Raw genomic sequence first — 19,447 nt, 5'->3', positions numbered from 1 at the left:
CGGAGCGCCCCCTCACGCGACGACCTCGACGGGCAGACGGTCCCCGAGGCGCAGTCCGTGGGTCGAGGCCGGGTTCGCCAGGACGCGCTCATAGAGATCGACGTGATCGCGAACCATCCGGGGCAGCGAGAAGCGCTCCTCCATGGCCGCGCGGCAAGCTCGGCGGTCGAGGATGGGGATGCGACCGACGGCATCGGTCAGGTCGTCCTCGTTGCGACACAGGAACCCGGTGACGCCGTGATCGATGATCTCGGGCGCGGCCCCGGTCCCGTAGCCGACCACCGGCGTGCCGCTGGCAAGGGCCTCAGCCATCGCCAGCCCGAAGGGCTCGGGCCAGGCGATCGGGTTGATCAGCGCCTCGGCGTGCTGCAGGAGCTCGAGCCGCACCGCGATGGAGGGCTCGACGAGCACCTGGTCGTCGGCGGTGAGCATCGGTTCGACGACCGTCTTGAAGTAGTCGATCTCTGATGCCTCCCGCATCTTCGTCGCCACCACCAGACGATGGCCGGTGTTGTGTGCCACGCGGAGGGCGGTTGCGACGCCCTTGTCCGGAGACATCCGGCCTAGGAACAGGAGGTAGCCGCCGTCGCCGGGGCCGGGCCGGTACATCGCCAGGTCGATGCCGTGATGAATGACGGCGGCGATCGGGACCTCGGGCGCTCTGGACGCCTGGTCGTGCGAGATGGCGATGACGCCTGCGCGCCGCGCGATCTGCCGGAAGATCCGGCGGTTCTCCCCGGTGAAGGCGCCGTGGTGGGTGCTCAGCACGGGCGGTACGCCGCGCTGCGGGTGTGGTGCCAGCAGTGGACCGAGAACGGTGTGGTCATGGATCAGGTCGACATCGGCCAACGCGTCGTACGCCGCCATGACGTGCGCGGCCTCCTCGACCGTCGTGCCGATGGGGTGCGGCGCGGTCTCGTAGAGGGAGGACGTCGGAACGGGACACGTGGAGTCGCCGACACTGAAGAGCCGGACGTCGTGGCCCAGCTCCTGCAGCCCGCGTGCGAGGTTGTCGACGACGACCTCCGTCCCCCCGTAACCGACCGGCGGAACCGGCGTCCACGGTGGGGCGATCAGGCCGACTCTCATCCGGAGTACCCGGCGCGGCTCGCGGTGATGGTGTGCGTGGAGGAGCTCATGAGGAGTCGCCTTCTGCTAGATGGTGCCCGGTGGCTTGATGGTGCTCGGTGGCTTGATGGTGCTCGGTGGCCTACCGCGCGGCACCCCGCCCGAGTCGGCACGGGATGACGGCGGAGCGGCCAAGTAGGCGCGCGACGCAGCGAAAATGGTTGAGTCCCTGCGATCCTGAGAATTCAGGTATCAGCCGGGCTCGGGGTAGACCACATCGACGCGGGGTCGCGACGGACGCCGAAGGCGCCCAAGTACTTCGAGGCCGTGTTCTCCGCGGCGCCCGGCGGAATGACGACGAGCGACCGACGCTGCCCGTCAAGCATGATGAGGACCAGCTGGTGCGTAGTGTCCGCGGGAAGCAGGCCAGTCTTCACCTGGCCTCTCCGGTGGGGGATTTCCACCTTGACCGGCGTGTCGTCCCAATCGCCCGGGAGAGACGATGACCCGGGATATGTATCCGGCGTCGATCGGCCAGGCCGCGAACAGGTGAATGAGTTCCTCACTCAGCGCACGGCTCCGTGGCCACCACGCCTCGTCGAGCGTGCGTCGATCTGCTGCCACGTTCAGCGCCAGTCGTGCGGTGTCAAGCGTGTCCATCAGGACCGCCGCCTCAGGATTTGCCGCGTCACCGGAGCTGCGTGTCCGGAATCCGCGGTCGTCCTCACAGACTACCCCGCGCCCGCAGGCCGCCGCCGCGCGCGACGAGTCGACCCTTCCAGGTGTCGGTCGGTCAGCAATCGCGCTGGACTGCCTCCGAACAGCTTTCGAGGAAGTCACTGACGATGAACGCGTACCAGTCGCAAGGGAACACAGCTACATGTCCGCCGCCGGACAACAGGGCGACGGTTCGCTTCCAGTCTTGGCCGCCCAGCTGGGTCCGCTCCACGTAGAGCGGCTCGAGCACCTCGTGTCGTTCCAGCCGCTCGTCGAGGCGACCGACGGTCGCGGCGGAGTCCCGCACACGCCGGTCGAGCTCCCCTTGCCGGCGGGCTCGGGTCCAACCACGTAGCACCGGCACCTCAAGCAGGTGCGGTCGGCGCACGAGCACCCGGTCGCGGCCCGGCCACTCCACGACCCAGTGGCTATGCCGCTGGGTGGTCCGCGCGAGTGTCGCCCGGGCGACGGCGTCCGCCTCCTGGGGCAACCCGTACAGCTCCCAAGCGTGATGCTCCATCCGGAACGTGAGCGACTGACCCTGCTCGCCGTTTCCCCAGTCGTACACCAACGACGCGAGCCCCAGCTGATCGATCATGCGATGGTCATCGGCGATCTGCTTGTCGGGCGACTCGAATCCGCGCCCGGGCTCAAGCCCGAACATGGGCGTTCCCCGGCACGCAAACGTGCTCCATGGCTGCTCCGTTGACGCTGTCAGCAAACGAAGCGCTCGTGCAGACACGGACCGTTTGGTCGGCGAGGCCCGTTGCTCCAGCCTCTCGAGCCGACCCTACCTCGTGCAACTCCGCGCAGGGCCTTGTCCAGAAATCCGGCCTCGACGCCGACCTGCTCTCCTCGGACAACCGACCAAGGGCCGGCGCATCCTGCGACCGGCACCCGCACGTCGCGCTCTCGACCAATCGTGTGCAGCTACGTCACTCGATTTCCACACCCACGCCCAGGATCTCGCGATAGAGGGCCGCCTCGCGCTCGAGAAGGGATTCCCAGTCAGCGGCAAGCTCTGCGAGTTCGCTGTCTCGGCCGCCAGCCACCGACGGAAAGAGCCTAGCCACCTCAGGCGAGATGCCACGCCTGTGGAACCGCTTGGCGATCTGCTCATTCAGCTCGATCCGCTCAGGCGGCGGTCTTCCTCGACCTCGACGGAACAGCACTGCGCCCAGACCACTCGGTGTCGGCGGCGATCCGCGAGGCAGTGCTCGTCGCAAGGGAGGAAGGTGTGCACGTCGTCCTGTGCTCCTCGCGAAGCCCCAAGGGAATCGGACTCGTCCAGCACCAGTTGGGGACCGTGGGGGATCTCATGGTGGCCTATCAGGGCGGCATGGTCACGACGTGGGATGGCTGCCGGCTCACGGTGGAGCGGCAGGCCACCGTCTCGACAGACGCCGTCGCGCAGATCGAGCATCAGGCCTTGGCCCTCGGCTTGTCGGTCAGCGCCTACGCGGAGCTCGACTGGTGCTGCGTCCGGGTGGACCGGGCGATCGAGCGAGCGGCCGCCATCACCCGCGAGCAGCCCCGCACGGTGTCCAGCCTGACCGAGGGGTCAAGCGCGCACAAGGTGCTTGTCATCGCCGACGAGCCTGACCAACTGGCAGCCCTCGCCGTCTTGGAAGCCGAGCTTCCCGCCACGGTGAAGGCCAGCCGTTCGCACGTGAACTACCTCGAAATCACGGCAGCCCACACCGACAAGGGAACCGGTCTGCTCACCGCGTGCGAAGTCCTCGACATCCAACCCTGCGACACCGTCGCCGTCGGGGACGGATTCAACGACCTCCCGATGCTCGCGGCCGCAGGTCACGCCATCGTCATGGGGCAAGCCCCACCCCTCGTGCGAGCAGCGGCCGATCACGTGATCGGTGACAACACCACCGACGACCTCGCGGCACACCTCCGCCAACTCGCCAGTCTCAGCAATCTCAGTGTCAGGAGCACGACATGAAGCGCCAGTTCGACTACATCATCGTCGGGGGTGGCACCGCCGGCTGTGTCCTGGCGAACCGGCTCACCGAGAACCCGGACGTACAGGTGCTCCTGCTCGAGGCAGGAAGCCGGGACAACAACCCGATGATCCACATCTCCGGTGGCGTCGGGATGCTCTTCGGGAAGCGGGTCAACTGGCGCTTCCGCACCGTGCCTCAGGAACACCTCGACAACCGCGAGATCTGGTATCCGCAAGGGCGGACCCTGGGTGGCTCCAGCGCAATCAACGCGATGATCTACATCCGCGCCCAGCGGGAGGACTACGACGGCTGGGAAGCAGCCGGCAACAAGGGCTGGAGCTACGACGACATCCTGCCGTACTTCAAGAAGTCCGAGGACAACAGCCGTCTCGCTGACGAATACCACGGCCAAGGTGGCCCCCAGGCAGTCTCTGACCAGGTGAACCCCCACATCCTCAGCACCTCCTTCGTCAAGGCCGCGCAGTCCTGGGGACTCCCGTACAACCCCGACTTCAACGGCGCCACCATGGCTGGCGCGGGTCTGTACCAGGCGACCTATCGGGGAGGCTTCCGTCGCTCGCAGGCCACCTCCTTCCTGCGCCCGGCCCGCAAGCGACCTAACCTCACGGTCCGCACGGGGCTCCTCGTCCCCCGCGTCGTGGTCGAGCACGGCCGCGCGGTGGGGGTCGAGGTCGGGCACAGCGGAGGCGCCACGGTGCTCAGGGCGAACCGCGAGGTGATCGTCTCCGCTGGAGCCATCAATACGCCGAAGCTGCTGATGCTGTCCGGCATCGGCGACACCGGAGAGCTGACGCCGCTCGGTGTCAAGGTGCTTCATCACCTCCCGGGCGTCGGGAAGAACCTGATGGACCACCTCAACACCAACGTTCACTCGCTGTGCAAGGAGCCCATCAGCTACGACGGTCTCGACCGTTTCCCGCGGATGATCGGTCCTGGCTTCCAGTGGATCTTTGCGCGCAGCGGGCCGGCCGCCTCGATCATCGTGGAGGGTGGCGGCTTCTTCACCTCTCCGGGCGAAACACGGCCCGACATGCAGATCCACATCGCGCCGGCGACCGTCATCCGCGGCGGGCAGACTCGGATGCCCGGCAACGGCTTCACCATCAACTCGACCTTCTTGCGCCCAGAGAGCAAGGGAACGATCAAGCTGGCATCCGCCGATCCCCGCGACGAGCCGCTCATCGACCCCCGCTACCTTTCCGAGAAGCGGGACCGCGACATGGCGCTCCTCCAGATTCGCACCATCCGCGAGGTGCTGGCTCAGCCTGAGATGGCGAGCTTCATCAAGACCGAACGGCTCCCCGGTCCTGACGCTCAGACGGACGAGCAGCTCATGCAGTACGTGCGCCAATACGCCTCCTGCGACTACCACCCGGTCGGCACGGCGAGGATGGGCAGCGACGAGATGTCGGTCGTCGACGATGAGCTCCGGGTGCACGGGGTCGACGGACTGCGCGTGATCGACTCCTCGATCATGCCGCGACTCGTGAGCGGCAACACGATGGCTCCCACGATGATGATCGCCGAGAAGGGCGCCGATCTGGTGAAGGCCGCCCAATAGCAACCGGCTCCATGCCGGTCCGGGTGATCCGACCGCCGACGGTGAACCCACCGCTTGGTCGCGGCACCGCATCTCCTCCTTGCCGGTGCCGCGGCCAAGCTCTCAACGCACCCAGTGAGGCACTCCATGTGCCTCAATCCGGCAGGGCGACTCTGGGAGCCAAGCTCGAAGACAAGAAGGCCGCGATTGGTTCCCAAGAGGCCGGGCGGCGTCGGACGTTGGAGGCGCGATCTGAGCGCGAAACGGCCACGTCTGGACGCGGCGAGACGGCGAGATTAGGCCCACCGATCTGGCGGTCGACGAGCTCGCGTGGGTGGACCGCAGCATCGGATTCTTGGTGGCACAGCCCCGGCGGTAGGCCGAGTGCGGTGCATGGTCAGTGCACCCTGGTTCCGGGTGGAATTGCTATTGCCGCCGCATAGATGGGCGGCAGGGATCAGGCAGGACCTCCCCGGGGCACTCGCGGCCAGCGGAAGCCCGGCCGCGCTCGTGTGGGTCGCCGTCGAAGCGCCGAGCCGCGGCTGGACCTCTCCGAGCTGTCTTGCCGGACACGCTGTCGGCGGGATCCTCCTCGTCATCCTCGCCCGCACCGAGTCACTGGTTCGCGAATCGTTGTTGCAACTCGCGCTGCTCCGGAGCCATGCTCTGCCGTCGCTCCTCCTCACTGGCATCTCCCACTTGTTGGCGCTCATGCCAATCACCAAGCTCGCGCTGGACAACGTCGATGATCGCGACGCCGGCGCTGCTTCTGGCCTGCTCCAGACCACCCAGCAACTCGGCAGTTCCATCGGTCTCGCAGTGGGCATCCGTCCTTGCTGCCCCTCTCGATCCTGGTGGCGACTTTCTGTCGGTTCGGCGGCCGGCCTCGTGATCCGGGGTGCTCTTGGCGGCCGCGGCACCGCCTGACCAGAAGGCTTCGGCAATCGCACACGGTGAGCCGGATCCATGCTCGTTGCGCTCCGATCATGCGCTTGGGTGTCGTGTCCTCGCGTCGTTCTCGGCGTGACACGAACATCTCATGCTCGATCATGGCGCGAGTGGTGAGCGTTCCGGCAGGATCTGGGGCAGGTCGCCCTCCTCGGCTGTCATTCGCGCACCAACGCGAACCAGCCCATCTCGTCCCACAAGGACCCGCGACTTCTCCGCTCTCGTTCTGATGCCGCGTGATGCGGCTCCTCGCCCTGAAGGGGTCCTTGTGGATTCGCGTTGTTCCGGTGCGGTCAGCCTGGTCAGGTCGCTGGAGGCGGTGGGGGTGACGGACGTCTTCGGCATCCCGGGTGGTGCGATCCTGCCCGCCTATGATGCGCTGAACGACTCTTCGATCCGGCACATCCTCGTGCGCCACGAGCAGGGTGCCGGACACGCTGCGGAGGGGTTCGCGGTCGCGTCGGGCAAGGTCGGCGTCTGCATGGCCACCTCGGGCCCAGGCGCGACCAACCTGGTGACGCCTCTGGCCGACGCCTACATGGACTCGGTCCCGATCGTGGCGATCACGGGTCAGGTGGCCTCCAGCCTCGTCGGGACAGACGCCTTCCAGGAGGCGGACATCCGCGGCATCACGATGCCGATCACGAAGCACAACTACCTGGTCGACGACCCCGGTCAGATCCCTGCGGCGATCGCCGAGGCGTTCCACATCGCGTCAACGGGACGACCCGGGCCGGTGCTGGTCGACATCACCAAGTCGGCACTTCAGGCGCAGACTGTCTTCGAGTGGCCGGAGACGATCGAGCTCGCCGGCTATCGGCCGCCTCGGCAGCCGAACGGCCGTCAGCTCCAGGATGCCGCCGCCCTGATCGCACAGGCCCGCCGCCCGGTGTTCTATGTCGGTGGTGGCGTCATCCGTGCGCGTGCAGATGCAGTGCTTGCGCGCATGGTCGAGCTGACCGGCATCCCGGTGGTGACGACTCTGATGGCACGAGGGGCCTTCCCGGACTCCCATCTCCTGCACCTCGGGATGCCGGGGATGCACGGCTCTGTCGCGGCGGTCGCTGCCCTGCAGAAGAGTGATCTCATCATCGCGCTGGGGACCCGTTTCGACAACCGGGTGACCGGTGATCTGACGTCGTTCGCACCGCTGGCGAAAGTGATTCACGCCGACATCGATCCCGCCGAGATCGGCAAGAACCGGCCGGTGGACGTTCCCATCGTCGGTGACTGCCGATCGGTGATCTCGGGGCTCATCGTGGAGCTCGTGGCACGGATCGACGCGGGTGACGCGTTGGACTATGAGGAGTGGACGACGTTCGTCGGGGGCATCAAGGCGGACTATCCGGTCGGATATGTCACTCCTGAGGACGGCAGCCTCGCGCCGCAGTTCGTCCTCGAGCGGTTGGCCCGCATGTGTGGTCCGGAGACGATCTTCAGCTCTGGGGTCGGCCAGCATCAGATGTGGGCGGCTCACCACCTGCCGCACGAGCGGCCGAACCGATGGATCAATTCGGGTGGCCTGGGCACGATGGGGTTCGCGGTGCCTGCGGCGATGGGTGCGCAGGTCGCCTGCCCACAGAGCACGGTGTGGGCCGTCGACGGTGACGGATGCTTTCAGATGACGAACCAGGAGCTCGCGACCTGCGCGATCAACAAGATCCCGATCAAGGTGGCGATCATCAACAACCAGTCCCTCGGGATGGTGCGGCAACTGCAGTCCCTCTACTACAACGACCGGCTCAGCAACGTGGATCTGCGGGGACCCGGGAGTGCTCGCTTGATCCCGGACTTCCCCTTGCTGGCTGAGGCACTCGGCTGCGTGGGTCTGGCGTGTGACCGTCCCGAGGACGTCGACACAGTGCTGGAACGGGCGATGGAGATCGATCACGCACCCGTCGTCGTCGACTTCCGTGTGCAGCCCGACGCGCTGGTCTGGCCGAGCATCGCCGATGGCGCCAGCAACGACGCCATCCAGCTCGCCCGAGGGATGGCGCCCTCGTTCGAGACCAGCGACCTCTGATTCCGCCGCGCACGCCCGACCGGTGCCGCTGCGGGTGGGCCGACAGTCCTCCCCGCCCCATTTCTGTTCCTGCCGCCGTAGACACCTCGAAGGGATGTCCAACTGTGTCGATCGAAGTCCACCTGCCTGCGCTGGGGGAGTCAGTCACCGAAGGCGTGATCACCCGATGGCTGAAAGCCGTCGGTGACCAGGTCGAGGCCGGGGAGCCCCTGTTCGAGGTCTCGACCGACAAGGTCGACACTGAGATCCCATCGCCGCTCTCGGGCACGCTGACCCAGATCCGAGCGAAGGAGGACGACTCGGTTCAGGTCGGAGCGGTAGTCGCCCTCGTCGCGAGCGGTCAAGGCCAGGGAACGGCGCCGGAACCACCCGCGTCCGCCGAGGTCCACCACGTCGACCAGACCGAAGCACCACCGCCAGCCGTGGCACCGAGCGTCTCGCCGGTTCCAGAGCGCCCGGCCACCCCAGACTCACGCTCCGCATCCCCGACCGCTCATCATTCGCCGGCATCGGACAAGACCGCGCCGGTTTCCTCGGTCCGTGGCACCACCGTCGCGATGACGAGGATGCGGAAGCTGATCGCGCAGCGGATGCTGCACTCATTGCAGACCTCGGCGCAGCTGACCTCCGTGGTCGAAGTGGACGTCACAGCGGTCGCGCGGCTGCGCTCGCGGGTCAAGGACGAGTTCCATGCCCGCGAAGGCGTCAGACTCTCCTTCCTCCCGTTCTTCGCGAAGGCCGCGCTCGACGCGCTCAAGCAGCATCCCTCGCTCAATGCTGTGATCGACCCCGACTCCGACGAGATCACCTACCACGACGCCGAGCATCTGGCCATCGCGATCGACCATGACCGAGGCTTGGTCGCTCCCGTCATCCGCCATGCCGGGGACTTGTCCGTCACAGGGTTGGCTCGTGCGATCGCCGACCTGGCGAGCCGTGCCCGCAGTGAGAGCCTCTCAAGCGCCGAGCTGTCAGGTGGCACGTTCACGCTGACCAACACGGGCAGCCGGGGCGCCCTGTTCGACACCCCGATCATCAACCAGCCGCAGGTGGCGATCCTCGGCACCGGGACGGTGGTGCGGCGACCCGTCATCGCCCGCGATGGCGAGCTGGGCGAGAGCATCGCGGCCCGCGACATGGTGTACTTCGCGTTGACCTACGACCACCGCATCGTCGATGGGGCGGATGCCGCTCGTTATCTGACCGACGTGCGGCGCCGCTTGGAGCAGGGCGTCATCGAGCTCTGAAGGTCCGAGTCCTGTCAGACCTCCTTTGACGGCTCCTCGACGCGGCTCCACGCGTCCATGACGATGAGGGTCTTCGTGCCGGTCAGCTTGCCGGTGCGCCGAAGCGCGTTCACCACGCGCTGCAAGTGGTTGACGTCCTCGACGCGGATCCGGACGAGGGCATCTGGATCTCCTGCGATCGTGTAGAACTCCTGGACCTCTGGAACCTGGCGGACGATCTCGCCCAGCTCGCCGGTGTCGGTGCTGCCCATCAGCCGGATCTCGGTGAAGGCCTCGAGCGAGCCGGACTGCGCGTCGTCGATCAGTGCGGTGTATCCCCGGATCACGCCGTCGGCTTCCATCCGTTCGATCCGCCGCGAGACGGGCGCGGGTGAGAGGCCCACCTGCCGTCCGATCTCAGTGACCGAGGCTCGCCCGTCACGACGAAGAATGGTGAGGATGCGTTGGTCGACGTCGTCGAGTGTCACGGCGCAATGATGTCACGTCTTCAGCCGCATTCGGTCGCCAAACCTTGCCGTGGGCGTGCTTGGGTCTGCGATCTTGGCGCGATGATTGCGGATACGCGCCGCCGCCGCGTGAGATGTGCGAGCCTGAGCGCGGGCGATCCCCGCACCCCTTGAGCAACGACTCTCCCCACCCCGGATCGAGTCGTTGCGGCAATACCGGCGCTTGTTCAAGGCGCCTGTCGAGCCTGATGTCGAAGCGGCATGGTGCCGTCGAGGAGTCGTTGTGTCCGAGATCGATCTGGTCCCTCCGCCCGCAGCGCACGTGTCCGTCCCGACGCTGCGCGAGATCTCGCAGCGTGTGCTGTGGCTCGCGACGGCGATCGTGGACGCCGCGAACAGAGGCAGGCCCAACGACACGGGCGTCAAGGTAGGCGGTCATCAGGCGTCGACGGCGTCCATGGTCGACATCATGGTCGCCCTCTGGTTCCATGAGCTCACCGCAGGGGACCGGGTCTCGGTGAAGCCGCACGCCTCGCCGGCGCTGCACGCCATCAACTACCTGCTGGGCGACCTCGACGCGACGTACCTGCCGACGTTGCGTGCCAAGGGCGGTCTGCAGTCCTATCCCAGCCGCCTCAAGGACCCCGACACCGTCGACTTCTCCACCGGGTCTGTCGGCATCGGCGCCACCGCCACGCTGTGGGCCGCGATGTCACACCGCTATGCGCGATCGAAGTTCGCCGCCACACCACCTGCTGGCCGCTTCATCAGCCTCATCGGCGACGCCGAGCTGGACGAGGGCGCGATCTGGGAGGCGGTCGCCGACCCATCAGCCGCGCGGCTCGGTGAGCTGCTCTGGGTCGTCGACCTCAACCGTCAGTCCCTGGACCGGGTAGTTCCCGACATCCAGATCGAACGCCTTCAGGGGATGTTCGCGGCGGCGGGCTGGCAGGTCATCACCCTGAAATGGGGTCGCCTGGTGAGCGAGCTGTTCGAGCGGCCTGGCGGGTCGGCGCTTCGCCATCGTCTCGAGGAGATGCCCAACGAGGAGTACCAACGGATGCTGCGGGCACACGTCGACGAGCTGCCCGCCCGCATCCTTGGGGAAAGCTCCGATCCAGAGCTGCGGGCACTGCTCGCGAGCCTGGAGCCGGCGGTCCTGGCCGACGCGATCCGTGACCTCGGCGGCCATGATCTGGGCCTCTTGGTCGACACCTTCGCAGCGGTGGACGACCAGCGTCCGACGGTCGTCTTCGCCTACACCGTCAAAGGCCGAGGCCTGCCGACCGAGGGCCACCCGAACAACCACTCCGCTCTGCTGACCGAGTCACAGATCCTCGCCCTGGCCGACACCTGCGGCACCTCGCTGGAGGATCCGTGGCGGTCGTTCGAGTCGAACAGCCCGGCCGGCCAGCTGTGTGCCCGCCGCGCACAGGACCTACGTCGCGCTCCCATCAACACAGACATGAGCTTCACGGTGCCGACCACGCTGGGCCACTCACACCGCAAGCCGATCTCCACCCAAGCCGCACTCGGCCGGCTGCTCACCGACCTCCCCCGAGATGCCCCCGAGGCCGCCGCTCACGTGGTGACCTGCAGCCCGGACGTCGCCTCCTCGACGAACCTGGGCGGGTGGATCAACAAGACCGGTGTCTGGTCGGTTCAGGACCGCAGGGACTGGTTCGCCGACGACGCCGAGCGCCTGCTCAAGTGGGCGGAGACCGACCGCGGGCAGCACATCGAGCTCGGGATCGCCGAGGTCAACCTGGTCGGCCTCCTCGGCGAGCTGGGAGCCACCTGGAGCCGCTGGGGACAACGCCTCATCCCGATCGCCACGATCTATGACCCATTCGTCTCGCGCGCCTTGGAGCCGTGGTCCTACGGCATCTATGCCGGCGGTCAGTCGATCCTGGTCGGGACGCCGTCGGGAGTCACGCTGGCACCGGAGGGTGGCGCACACCAGTCGATCACGACGCCCTCGATCGGGCTCGAGCAGCCAGGCTGCATCGCCTGGGAGCCCGCCTTCGCGCACGACCTGGAGTGGACGTTCCTGCACGCCATGTCGCAGGTCGGGATCGAGGGCGGAACCTCGTCGTACTTCCGGCTCTCCACGCGCCCGCTCGACCCCGCCTCGGCGCGAGTCCCCGAGTCACCGGAGCTCCTGGAGCGCAGGAGGAGGCAGGCGCTGGCGGGCGGGTATCGCATCACCAGCCACGACCCCGCCACCGAGGAGATCACACTCGTCGGGATGGGTGCGATCATGCCGGAGGTGCTCGCCGCGGCGGACGTTCTCTCCGAGCACGGGGTGATCGCAGGAGTCGTGTGCCTGACCAGCGCCGACCTGGTGTTCCGATCGCTCCAGCAGCGAGGCCGCAGGGCGCCCGGGCATGGCGGCGACATCATCGGCGAGCTCTTCCCACACACTCACCCCACACCCCTCGTGACGGTGCTCGACGGCCACCCCCACACCCTCGCCTTCCTCGCCGCCGCGCGAGGAGACAGCATCCGCTGTCTGGGCGTCAGCGAGTTCGGCCAGTCCTCGAGCGTCACGGATGCCTACGCGCTGCACGGCATCGACACGACGGCCGTCGTCGACGCAGCCCTCGGTCTTCTAGGGCGATGACCGCTACCTTCCGAGCCCTCCATTCGAGGAATCCTCCAGCGAGGCCTCAAACAGCGACCCGGCGTGACGGACTGACGCCTACGATGACGTAGCCGTGGCGGACTGACCCACTCGGCCCGGCATCGCTGGGGCCGAGTGGACCGGTGCGCAGGAACACGACTGGACAACCTGCCGGCCGAGCTCAGCAGCTTCGTCGGGCGGCGGTTAAAGATCGGCGACATCAAACGGCTCCGGGGTGCTCACCCAGTCGACCCAACTGGCGGGCGAGGGGAGAGGTCGGAGCGTTTCCGCTGGTAGCGGCGGCGCCTCGATCCCCTCCAGCGAGGGCAACGCGGTCTTTCGCGCCCGCCCGAACTGCTGGCGGACCCACGAATCCGGGCGCGGACACGCTGAAGATCTCGACCTGGATGCTGGTCCTCCATCAGCATCCGCGAAGGTCTGGTCTTCATCCGACGAGCGTGCAATCCGAGAGGCGTCCACCGACTACAAGCTGCACGCCCTCCCCGGCGGGCCCCAGAACTGCGTCGTCATGACGCACTCTCGCGATCAAACGGGCAACTGACGGCGAGAACGCGGGAAGCGACTCAGGTCGTCGGCGCTCGGCGGCGCGCTCCGATCACAACGAGTGACGACGAACTCATGTGATGGACCGACATCAACCGAAACGTCCGCAGCTGGAACGCCCCCAAACCGGGAAACACTCGGAGCTCGAACCCGGCCAACTCGCGGCAGCACACAGAGGAGCTCATGCCCGCAGTCCGCGCTCAACATGGGACATGGGTGGCTCTATCAGGGTGTGGCTGCCGTCACACCATCGCCGTACGTTCGTGACGTCGGTCTCAGTGGGTCACGTCGTGGTCCGAAGAAGGGTGTTGTCATGGGCAGAGTGGATGGCAAGGTTGCGCTGATCACCGGAGCAGCACGGGGTCAGGGGCGGGCGCACGCGAAGCGCCTGGCGGAAGAGGGCGCCGACATCATCATGCTCGACTTGTGCCGCCCGGTGCCCGGAGTCCGGTATCCAGCGGCCACCGAAGACGACTTCGCCGAGACGATCGACCTGGTCAAGAGCATCGGTCGTCAAGTGGTCTCCCACGTGGGCGATGTGCGCAGTGGTGAGGACGTCGACAAGGTGGTCTCGGACGGGCTACAGGCGTTCGGACACATTGACGTCGTGGTGGGCAATGCCGGCGTGACATTGCTGGCGCCTGGATGGGAGATCACGGAAACCGACTGGCAGACGCAGATCGACATCAACCTGACAGGAAGCTGGCGCGTCGCCAAGGCAGTCATCCCTTCGATGATCGAGGCAGGCAAAGGCGGCTCGATCATCTTCACCACGTCGGGAGTGGTGGCGGGTGGAGTTGGAAACATGGCGCACTACTCGGCCACCAAGCACGGGCTGATCGGCATGACCAAAGAACTCGCGCTCGAACTCGGACCGCACGGAATTCGCGTCAACACGCTGCAGCCGACGGCAGTCAACACGCACATGATGGACAACGAGGTCATGTGGAACCTGTTCACGCCTGGCCAGGAGCACGAGAGTCCAGAGGTTCGGCGGCAGGGAATGCTCGACATCCTCACGCAGACACACCTGCTAGCCGTGCCGTGGGTGGAGCCTGAGGATCTTGCGAATGGCGTGCTCTGGCTTGCTTCTGACGAGTCGCGCCGAGTCACCGGCACCGCTCTCATCATCGATGCGGGGCTCTCGGGCCACTAGCAGGCCTGGGTCGAGGGGACGAACGATGGCCTTCGAACGCCGTATGGCACTCAGTGAAAGGTTGGCGACATGACGAGCAACACGCACGAGGCGACAGCAGAGGAAGGTGCCCGAGCCGTCTGGTTCGTCGCGCCGCGGGAGGTCGAGCTCCGTAGCGAAAAGGTCGGTTCACCGGGTGCGGACGAGATCAGCGTCCGTGCGCTGACCTCCCTGGTGAGTTCGGGAACCGAGATGAATGTCTACCACGGCACTGCAGGTTCGGCTGATGCGGTCGACCTGCCGACCACCGGGGGCACGTATCCGTTCCCGCTCAAGTTCGCCTATCAAATCGTCGGCGAAGTCGAAGAGGCTGGGGAGCTGTCGGGCTTCGCCGTCGGTGATCGCGTGTTCGCTTATCACCCCCACCAGGAACGCTTCAACATCGCCGGCAACTCTGGGTTCGTCTTTCCGGTTCTCGGTGTCGCAAGCGCGGAGCAGGCAGCCTTCACGAATCTGTTCAGCGTCGCTTACAACGCCCTCTTGGACACGCCGGTGCGGATCGGAGACGTGGTGGTCGTCTCGGGACTCGGCGTGATCGGCACTTTCGTCGCACATCTCTGTCGTGAGAGCGCCAGCAAGCTGATCTTGGTCGATCCGATGCCGAGTCGCCGCGATCGCGCAGCTTGGATCGGTGCCGACGCGGTTGTCTCGCCTGACGACGTCGCGTCCGTGATCGATGAACTCTCCGCAGGCAGAGGAAACGATCTCTGGTTCGAAGCCAGCGGGGCGCCAGCCGCGCTGCAGTCGGCGATCGACAGCACAGGCCAGGAGGGCACCATCACCGTCCTGTCCTTCTACGGGAACAAGCCGGTGACCTTGCAGCTTGGGCTCCAGTTCCACTTCCGTCGTCAGCGGATCGTCAGCAGCCAAATCAGCTCAATTGGGTCGGGGCTGCAGCCGCGGTGGGACTGGATACGCCGTTATGAGGTCGCCCAGAGCAGGCTCGCGAGTTTCGATGTCGCGAAGCTGGTCACGCATCGAGTTCCGTTCGGAAATGCGCCAGACGCCTACCGGTTGATCGACGAGCACGCTGACCAGACCCTTGCGGTCTTGCTTGACTACTCCGACATCTCGGTGTCCTAGGCGGCGACGCGGCCCGCGTCGGCGAACTTCCGGGCGCCGCTGCTTCAGAATCGTTCATCCAAGGAGCATGACAATGACGACCAATACCCCACACTACTCAGTCTGTCCTCTGACGATGCCCGACACGACATTCGAGGAGGATCTCGAACTGGTGCGTTCCTCGGGCGCATCCGGCATCGGAATCGCCGAGGGCAAGCTGCGCGACGGCGAGGAGCAGACGCAGCTAGCCGCCTTGAAGGCGTCCGGCCTCAAGGTTGCGGGCGGAATTCCGGCCAACCTCGCTCCGCTTCCTCTGCGGCCTCCGGTCATGTATCCCGGCCCCGAAGATCCGGCTGTCCGCATCGACCTGATGCGCGAGTCCGTCGAGCGACTCGCCGCCTTCAAACCTGACTGCATCATCGTCACGACCGGCTCTTGCGAGGGCTACGCGAAGGACGAAGCGTGGAGCATCGCCGCTGACGGTATCCGTGACGTGGCTCGGCTTGCGGGCGATCTCGGGACGAGGCTCGCTGTTGAGGTCGTGCGCGGCGATCTCGGGTTCGACGCATCCTTCGTGAGAACACTGCCCGAGGCGGCCGAGTTCATCGCGCTCGTGGGTGAAGCGAACGTGGGACTGTGCTACGACGTCTATCACGTCTGGGACTCTCCAGACGTGCTGCACAATACCGAGCAGCTGGCCGCCCAGACCTTCATCGTCCAGGTCTGTGACTGGCCGGATCCGCCGCGCTCGCTTGCCGACCGCCGAATCCCTGGTGAAGGGATCATCGATCTACCAGCGATCTTCGGCGCGCTCCAGCGTGGCGGGTACGACGGCTGGTACGAGCTCGAGATCTTCTCCGACGATGGCCGATGGGGCAACGACTTCCCAGATTCCCTGTGGAAGCTGCAGCCTTCGGAGCTGCTGGAGCGCAGCCGTGAGGCGTTCGATCAGCTGTGGCAGAAGCAGCCCCTGTGAGGTTCAGATCCTGAGAGTGCTCCCACGGGTGCATACTGACTCGATGGAGCGAACGGACGTCGCGAAGGAGCTGGGGCACTTCTTGCGCACCCGCCGCGAACGCCTTGGCCCAGACAGCGAACCCGGCGTGAGACGGACCCGAGGTTTGCGTCGCGAGGAGGTTGCGGAGAAGGCTGCGGTGAGCCGCGAGTACTACACGAAGCTCGAGCAGGGTCGTGCGCTCAATCCGTCGTCGGAAGTGCTCGAGGCGGTTGCTGCGGCGCTCCTCTTGTCGAGCGACGAAGTCATGTACGTGCAGGATCTGGCGGCGCTGTTAAGGGGCGGGAGTCCCTCGGAAGACGCCAACGATGCGCCCGACAGGGTCGGTGCGAGGCTCCTCGGCGCTATCACGGACCGCCCCGCATTCGTGGTCGACCAACGACTGGACATCATCTCGTGGAACGACATGACGTGCGAGCTTCTGGTCGACCTGGAATCTCTTCCGCCCCATCAGCGCAACCTCTCGTGGTTGGTGTTCACCAACGCCCAGGTTCGATCACGATGCGTGGAGTGGGGTGATGTTGCGCGACAGAACGTCGCCCTCCTGAGGGGCGGTGCTGGACGTCACCCGAACGACCAGCGGATAGCGCAGCTGGTGGACGAGCTGTCCGCGCGAAGCAACTCCTTCGCCAGGCTTTGGGCTTCCCACGACGTGCTGGGCAGAAACTACGGATCAAGAGTCTTCGAGCATCCCCAGGCGGGTCGATTTGAGGTTCACTATGACGCGCTCCGCCTCCCCGGTCCTTCGGATCGTCATCTCACGGTCTACTCGGCGCGCGACTCCGTCGGAGAGCAAGCACTGAGACTGATGAGATCCATCTGCGATGCCAGGCGACATCAGGAGACGCGACCCAGCCGCACTGCGCCGCCGCGACTTACGTGACACAATCCCGCGGGAGCGTCTCGCTCCTCGCGTGACAAGACGCCAAGCACCTGGCACTTCGTGATTCTTCTCTGGGTGGCTCCAGCAGGGTGTGGTTCACGTCTCATGAGCGGAATACGTTTGCGGCTCATTGAGATCGAGATCTTCTACGGTTTTCTATTCCGATCCGACGTTGGTCCCAGCACATGAGTGGATGATTCGATTCCCCACCCTGTGACTCCCTGATGGTGGTGACCTTCTCGGCACATCTACAGAGGACAGTTTCCATGGTTCAACCCGCAGCATCAGTTCGCCAGCATGACGCACGCATCACGCAGTCCGACGGCATGCTGATCGAATACGACGTGCCCATCACGATGTCGGACGGGACCATCCTGCGTGCCAATGTGTTCCGTCCGATCGATGAAGGCCAGTATCCGGTCCTCATGAGCTACGGGCCCTACGGCAAGGACCTGAGCTTTCAGGACGCCTACCCCAGGCAGTTCGATGCGATGGTGAAGGCGCACCCAGAGATCCTCGAGGGAACGACTGGCAAGCATCAGGTCTGGGAGCTCGCCGACCCTGAACGATGGGTGCCGTTTGGTTACGCTCTCGTGCGTGTGGACTCACGAGGATCGGGCCGTTCACCGGGGTTCATCGACAGCTTTGCGTCGCAAGAGACCCGGGACTTCTACGAGTGCATCGAGTGGGGCGGGACACAGCCGTGGTCCAACGGAAAGGTCGGCCTGAGCGGCATCTCCTACTACGCCATCAATCAGTGGTCCGTGGCGGCTCTTCGACCTCCGCACCTCGCCGCAATCTGCCCCTGGGAAGGAATGGTCGACTGGTATCGAGACGCCAATTATCACGGAGGCATTCCCAGCTCATTCTTCCCGCGCCTATACGGAGTTCAGATCGAGACGGTGCAACACGGGCTCGGCAGCCGCGGACAGACGAACGCTCGAACAGGGGTGCGTGTCTCAGGCGATGTCGATCTCGATGATGTCGAACTCCGGGCAAATCGGGCTGACGTGGCTGACGAGCTTCGTCGGCACCCGTTCTTCGACTCCTACTGGGAGGCACGGAGCGCGGACCTGCGGAACATCCAGGTTCCGCTTCTGTCTGCCGGCAACTGGGGTGGGCAGGCCCTTCACCTTCGCGGCAACATCGACGGATATCTGGAGTCGGCCTCGGAACACAAGTGGTTGGAGGTGCACGGAGAGGCGCATTGGACGCTCTACTACTCGGACTACGGGGTGGACCTGCAGAGGCGGTTCTTCGACTACTTCCTCAAAGGCGAAGGGGACTGGCCCAATGAGCAGCCTCGGGTTGCTCTCAATATCCGCCATCCGGGCGAAAGGTTCGAGCTACGAGCAGAGAACGAGTGGCCCCTGGCTCGGACCAACTGGACCAAGTATCACCTCGACGTCGCTGACCAAGCGCTGTCTCCCGAACCCAGCGCCCAGCCGTCCCAGACCACGTACGAGCCGTTTGGTCCAGGCGTCACCCTGATGTCTCCCGCGTTCGAGGAGGCGACAGAGATCACCGGACCTGTCGCAGCGAAGCTCTTCATGTCCTCGGCGAGTGAAGACGCCGACCTGTTCCTCGTCCTCGGTCTCTACGACCCCGATGGGGTCGAGGTGCTCTTCGAGGGAGCCACGGAGCCAAAGCACCCGCTCTCCCAAGGATGGCTTCGCGCATCCCACCGAGAGCTCGATCCGGTGAGAAGCCTGCCCTACCGGCCAGCGCACCCTCATGATCAGGCCGTGCCGCTCGTGCCGGGGGAGACCTACGAGGTCGACGTGGAGATCTGGCCCACGTGCATCGTCGTGCCGCCTGGCTACCGGATCGGTCTCACCGTCCTGGGGCGTGACTACGACCACGGACGCGAAGGGCTGCCTACGCCGTACGGCGTGGAGATGCGGGGATCAGGTGTGAACGTCCACGACGACCCGGTGGCGAGAGCAGCGGACGTCTACGGCCAGCCGGTGACTCTCTACTCAGGAGGGAACCACCAGCCGTACCTGCTGCTTCCGGTGATCCCACCCGCCTGAGCGGAGACGCTCTGATTGCAGAGCCCATAGGCCGGGACCCTTGCTCGCCCGTGGAGCGGGCTCTTCTGACGCGCCATCGTCGGCATCAGCCGACGGTGGCGCGT

16 protein-coding genes and 1 pseudogene are annotated in these 19,447 nt (G+C 65.9%); 11 read left to right on the top strand and 6 right to left on the bottom strand.

Going from position 1 to position 19,447, the window contains the following annotated elements; genetic code table 11:
* Positions 1 to 12 precede the first annotated feature (12 nt).
* From ACYQ1K_RS21515 to ACYQ1K_RS21495, 5 genes and pseudogenes are all read right to left on the bottom strand, one after another.
* Positions 13 to 1,089: a glycosyltransferase family 4 protein gene (locus ACYQ1K_RS21515; RefSeq protein WP_459985346.1), complete on the bottom strand. Its 1,077-nt coding sequence runs from the start codon at positions 1,087 to 1,089 to the stop codon at positions 13 to 15.
* Positions 1,090 to 1,313: 224 nt separating this feature from the next.
* Positions 1,314 to 1,634, bottom strand: coding sequence for a DUF5994 family protein (locus tag ACYQ1K_RS21510; protein ID WP_459985345.1), 321 nt, complete (start codon positions 1,632 to 1,634; stop codon positions 1,314 to 1,316).
* A pseudogene (locus tag ACYQ1K_RS21505) lies at positions 1,576 to 1,728 on the bottom strand (DUF5994 family protein); the annotation flags it as partial. The gene ACYQ1K_RS21510 and the pseudogene ACYQ1K_RS21505, both read right to left, overlap by 59 nt.
* A 133-nt stretch (positions 1,729 to 1,861) precedes the next feature.
* On the bottom strand, positions 1,862 to 2,449 hold the full coding sequence (locus tag ACYQ1K_RS21500) for a hypothetical protein (protein WP_459985342.1): 588 nt from the start codon (positions 2,447 to 2,449) through the stop codon (positions 1,862 to 1,864).
* A gap of 271 nt (positions 2,450 to 2,720) precedes the next feature.
* Positions 2,721 to 2,957: a hypothetical protein gene (locus tag ACYQ1K_RS21495; protein ID WP_459985341.1), complete on the bottom strand. Its 237-nt coding sequence runs from the start codon at positions 2,955 to 2,957 to the stop codon at positions 2,721 to 2,723.
* Between the two features lie 17 nt (positions 2,958 to 2,974).
* Between ACYQ1K_RS21495 and ACYQ1K_RS21490 the strand changes: the two genes are divergently transcribed.
* The 5 genes from ACYQ1K_RS21490 to ACYQ1K_RS21470 all read left to right on the top strand — a co-directional run bounded on the left by ACYQ1K_RS21490 (position 2,975) and on the right by ACYQ1K_RS21470 (position 9,522).
* A complete protein-coding gene (locus tag ACYQ1K_RS21490; RefSeq protein WP_459985340.1) occupies positions 2,975 to 3,742 on the top strand; it encodes an HAD-IIB family hydrolase in 768 nt (255 codons plus the stop codon).
* On the top strand, positions 3,739 to 5,325 hold the full coding sequence (locus ACYQ1K_RS21485; RefSeq protein WP_459985339.1) for a GMC family oxidoreductase: 1,587 nt from the start codon (positions 3,739 to 3,741) through the stop codon (positions 5,323 to 5,325). The genes ACYQ1K_RS21490 and ACYQ1K_RS21485 overlap by 4 nt, the downstream gene beginning before the upstream one ends.
* Positions 5,326 to 5,697: 372 nt before the next feature.
* Positions 5,698 to 6,231 carry a hypothetical protein gene (locus ACYQ1K_RS21480; RefSeq protein ID WP_459985336.1) on the top strand — a complete coding sequence of 178 codons (534 nt, stop codon included), beginning with the start codon at positions 5,698 to 5,700 and terminating at the stop codon, positions 6,229 to 6,231.
* Positions 6,232 to 6,481: 250 nt separating this feature from the next.
* The gene (locus ACYQ1K_RS21475; RefSeq protein ID WP_459985335.1) at positions 6,482 to 8,275 is read left to right on the top strand and encodes an acetolactate synthase large subunit; all 1,794 of its coding nucleotides are present in this window, start codon (positions 6,482 to 6,484) and stop codon (positions 8,273 to 8,275) included.
* Positions 8,276 to 8,379: 104 nt separating this feature from the next.
* A complete protein-coding gene (locus ACYQ1K_RS21470) occupies positions 8,380 to 9,522 on the top strand; it encodes a 2-oxo acid dehydrogenase subunit E2 (RefSeq protein WP_459985334.1) in 1,143 nt (380 codons plus the stop codon).
* Positions 9,523 to 9,536: 14 nt separating this feature from the next.
* On the opposite strand, the gene ACYQ1K_RS21465 is transcribed toward ACYQ1K_RS21470, so the two are convergent.
* Positions 9,537 to 9,989 (bottom strand): Lrp/AsnC family transcriptional regulator, encoded by a 453-nt coding sequence (locus ACYQ1K_RS21465; protein WP_459985331.1) that lies wholly within the window; start codon positions 9,987 to 9,989, stop codon positions 9,537 to 9,539.
* Between the two features lie 262 nt (positions 9,990 to 10,251).
* Here ACYQ1K_RS21465 and ACYQ1K_RS21460 point away from each other — a divergent pair, with 262 nt between their 5' ends.
* The 6 genes from ACYQ1K_RS21460 (at position 10,252) to ACYQ1K_RS21435 (ending at position 19,343) form a co-directional block, all read left to right on the top strand.
* A complete protein-coding gene (locus tag ACYQ1K_RS21460; protein WP_459985330.1) occupies positions 10,252 to 12,591 on the top strand; it encodes a transketolase-like TK C-terminal-containing protein in 2,340 nt (779 codons plus the stop codon).
* A gap of 877 nt (positions 12,592 to 13,468) precedes the next feature.
* Positions 13,469 to 14,311, top strand: coding sequence for a mycofactocin-coupled SDR family oxidoreductase (locus tag ACYQ1K_RS21455; RefSeq protein ID WP_459985329.1), 843 nt, complete (start codon positions 13,469 to 13,471; stop codon positions 14,309 to 14,311).
* 69 nt (positions 14,312 to 14,380) lie between these two features.
* A complete protein-coding gene (locus tag ACYQ1K_RS21450) occupies positions 14,381 to 15,433 on the top strand; it encodes a zinc-dependent alcohol dehydrogenase (protein WP_459985328.1) in 1,053 nt (350 codons plus the stop codon).
* Positions 15,434 to 15,548: 115 nt separating this feature from the next.
* Positions 15,549 to 16,388, top strand: coding sequence for a sugar phosphate isomerase/epimerase family protein (locus tag ACYQ1K_RS21445; protein ID WP_459985326.1), 840 nt, complete (start codon positions 15,549 to 15,551; stop codon positions 16,386 to 16,388).
* 43 nt (positions 16,389 to 16,431) lie between these two features.
* Positions 16,432 to 17,310 carry a helix-turn-helix domain-containing protein gene (locus ACYQ1K_RS21440; RefSeq protein WP_459985325.1) on the top strand — a complete coding sequence of 293 codons (879 nt, stop codon included), beginning with the start codon at positions 16,432 to 16,434 and terminating at the stop codon, positions 17,308 to 17,310.
* A 266-nt stretch (positions 17,311 to 17,576) separates the two neighbouring features.
* Positions 17,577 to 19,343 (top strand): CocE/NonD family hydrolase, encoded by a 1,767-nt coding sequence (locus tag ACYQ1K_RS21435; protein ID WP_459985324.1) that lies wholly within the window; start codon positions 17,577 to 17,579, stop codon positions 19,341 to 19,343.
* The last annotated feature ends 104 nt before the right edge of the window (positions 19,344 to 19,447 follow it).

The organism is Nocardioides sp. AN3, assembly GCF_054653495.1.
The sequence above is the reverse complement of the archived record's forward strand: the minus strand, read 5'-3'. Positions and strand labels throughout refer to the sequence as shown.